At 66.5% G+C, this 1,440-nt stretch carries 1 pseudogene; it reads right to left on the bottom strand.

From position 1 onward, the window contains the following. Positions 1-1,440: pseudogene (locus A3764_RS15990) on the bottom strand (glutamine-synthetase adenylyltransferase); the annotation flags it as partial.

The raw sequence follows: 1,440 nt of genomic DNA, 5'->3' as shown, positions 1-1,440 counted from the left end.
GCCCCCCGCCCCGGCGGCGGCCCGTGCCGCGTGGCGAATTCCCCCACCACCACCGGCCAGAGCACGGAAAGCACGGCGCGTGCCAGATCGGCGTAGTGCCGCCCCGCGGTCTGCGCATCGATCAGCCCGCGCAGATGATGCACGCCCACGCGGAAATGCCATTCCTTCGCCCAGCGGCGCGTGGCGTCCAGCCGGGTCTCGTAATCCGCTTCTCGTAGCAGCGTATCGGTCAGCAATTGCTCCAGCGCCCGGGGTTCGGGCCATGGCGCAAAAAAGTTGCCGTCGATCACCGTGTCGAAGACGGTCGCGTTATGCGACAGGTGATTGGCCAGCGCGGGCGAGGTGGCGACGATATCCACGAGAAGGTCTGCAATCTGCGGATTGGCCCGGAGCAGCGAAAAGAGCTGCACCCCCGCCGGCAGCCCCGCCAGAAAGCCGTCGAAGGCCAGCAGCGCCTCGTCCGGCTTGCTGGATCGTGCCAGCCGCGACAGAAGGTCCGGCTTCAACCGCTCGAAAATCTCGGCGCCGCGCGCACTGCGCAGCGCGGGATAGCTGTGCCAACGGTCGATCACGGCGGTATCGAACCTGTGTTCCTGCGGCCCCGGCGCCTTTGGCCCGCTGCGCGAGGCGGCAAAGAAACCTTCGGTCATCTCATGCACTTCGCTGAGCCGCGCGTGCAGGTCGCGCATCAGATCGTCGCGGTCCATATCCATCATGCAGGCCAGACGATCGAACCCCGCTTCCGTTTGCGGCAGCGCATGGGTCTGGGCATCCTGCACCATCTGCAGCCGGTGCTCTACCGTCCGGTGCATCCGATAGTGGCGGGTCAGGGTTTCGGCCGCATCCCCGGGCACCCAGTCCTTTTCCGCCAGCCGGGCCAATGCCGGCACCGTCTGGCGCAGGCGCAGGGCCGCGTCACGCCCCCCGGCGATCAACTGCCGGGTCTGGGTGAAGAACTCGATCTCCCGTATGCCACCGCGACCCAGCTTCATGTCGTGGCCCGGCAGGGTGATGGGCCCGCCCAGCCCCTTATGCTCGCGTATGGCCAACCGCATGTCATGAGCATCCTGAATGGCCGCGAAGTCGAGGTGCCGCCGCCAGACGAAGGGCCGCAACGTGTCGAGGAACCTTTCCCCCGCCGCGATATCCCCCGCGCAGGGTCGCGCCTTGATATAGGCGGCCCGCTCCCACGTGCGGCCCAGCGATTCATAATAGCGTTCCGCCGTTTCCATGGCGATGCAGACGGGCGTGACGCCGCTGTCGGGCCGCAGGCGCAGATCGGTGCGGAACACGTAGCCCTCTGCAGTATTGTCGCTGAGGGTTGCGGTCATGGCGCGGGTCGCACGCACGAAGGCGGTGCGGGCCTCGTGAAAATCGTCGGGATCGAAGCGGGTTTCGTCAAACAGGCAGATGAGGTCGATATCCGACGAATAATTAAGC

The sequence above is a fragment of the Sulfitobacter sp. HI0129 genome (genome assembly GCF_001635395.1).
GTDB lineage: Bacteria > Pseudomonadota > Alphaproteobacteria > Rhodobacterales > Rhodobacteraceae > Sulfitobacter.
The sequence above is the reverse complement of the archived record's forward strand: the minus strand, read 5'-3'. Positions and strand labels throughout refer to the sequence as shown.